Source organism: Corallococcus sicarius, assembly GCF_003611735.1.
In the GTDB taxonomy this organism is placed as follows: Bacteria; Myxococcota; Myxococcia; order Myxococcales; family Myxococcaceae; genus Corallococcus; species Corallococcus sicarius.
Genome location: NZ_RAWG01000620.1, coordinates 1 through 1513, shown reverse-complemented (window position 1 = coordinate 1513; position 1513 = coordinate 1). Strand labels below are relative to the sequence as shown.

1 protein-coding gene and 1 pseudogene are annotated in these 1513 nt (G+C 71.2%); both read right to left on the bottom strand.

Annotation, left to right across the window (positions count from 1 at the left end):
- Nucleotides 1-78: 78 nt before the first annotated feature.
- On the bottom strand, nucleotides 79-1038 hold the full coding sequence (locus D7X12_RS41285; RefSeq protein WP_208719628.1) for a gluzincin family metallopeptidase: 960 nt from the start codon (nucleotides 1036-1038) through the stop codon (nucleotides 79-81).
- 10 nt (nucleotides 1039-1048) lie between these two features.
- A pseudogene (locus D7X12_RS41280) lies at nucleotides 1049-1513 on the bottom strand (metalloenzyme); the annotation flags it as partial.

Sequence of the window (1513 nt, the reverse complement as noted above, 5' to 3'; positions counted from 1 at the left end):
GGGGCTCGGGTCGGGCGGTGGATCTTGGAATCACTCACGGGGGGGAAGCCTCCGACAACCCGCTCATCGCGGGCGTCCTCATCTTGTCGCGCTTGTGGGCTCCAGAGTTGTGTCCGGGGAGCCGGAAGGTCCGGGCGTTGACGGTGGGAGCAACGGAATCCAGGGAAGACCCTTGTCTTCGTCGCGGGGACGGCTTGGGGGCGGGTTGAGACGGCCCCCCTTGAAGCCGCGCAGGTACACGTAGCGGCGGAAGTCGCGCAGGAAGGCGTCCACGGGAATGCCGATGGCCTCCTGGAAGGCCGCGTTGAAGTCGCGGCCCTGGCGCATGACGGAGAAGGTGCTCCGGATGCGCTCCTCGCCGTAGCGGGTCATCAGGAAGGTGAAGGCGTGGTGGGCGGCGCCGTACACCGTGGCGTTCTCGGACTCGTACAGCGACTCCGCGCGTGCGAGCGGATCCGCCTGCGGGTGCTGGTGGAGGAAGCGGGCGAGGTCCTCCAGGCTGGGGACGCGGTAGCCCTGGCCGGCGGTGAAGGAGGCCATGCCCTCGCTGAACCACAGCGGGATGCCCTTGCGCGTCCAGTCCGACACGGTGGCGGAGGACTGATACATGAGGCTGTGGGTGAGTTCGTGCAGCAGCAGCTCGTCCACCTGCTTCTGCGAGGCGCCGGAGCGCGTCCACGTCTGGGGGCTCTGGACCTCCACCTGCTCGTAGCGGGCCCAGGCGCGCAGGAAGTCGTAGCCGGAGCGGTTCGCGGCGCGCTCCAGGGCGGCGTGGTCGGGGTGGATGACCAGCGTGACGGGTTCCTGGAAGGTGCCCCAGCGGGCCAGCTGGGGGCTGGCCTTCGCCACGGCCCGGCGCACCATGTTGGCGGCCCTGGTGTCCTCGGGCGCATGGGCGAAGAGGAACTCGCCGCCGGGCAGGTCCAGGGTGGCCTCCGGGACGACGGGCTTCTGGGGCGCGGAGGCACACGCGGAGAGCAGGGCGAGCGCCAGGAAGGCGACGCTCCATCGTCCGGTACCGTTGCCACCCACCCGCATCCCGAGCCCCTCAGTTGGCCCCAAGCCAGCGCATCACGGCCCGTCCCACGTCCGCGACGGAGGTGAACGAGGCTACCTCCGGGGCGGAGGGCCCGAAGTAGAGCATGGGCACGGCGTGCACGGTGTGTCCGCGAACCGACAGGTCCTCCACGTTGCCGTGGTCGCTGCACACGAGCACGCGAGCGTCCGAGGGGCGGGTGGCCGCGACGGCGCGGAGGAAGGCATCGAACGTGTCGAGCGCGGTGCGCGCGGCGGTGAAGTCCTGGGCGTGGCCCGCCTCGTCGGCGAGGTAGTGCTCGAAGAAGGTGAAGTCGGCCCCCTCGGAGATGCGCCAGAAGAGCGCCGCTGCCGCCTCCGGGGTGCGTTGGGGGACGGACAGCCCGTGCGCGAGCGCATGCGCCCCGGTGATGTCGTGGGTGAGGCCGTCGTCGGCGCGCGCGTCGTCCAGCGTGCGCAGGGGCTCATCCCCCGCGGC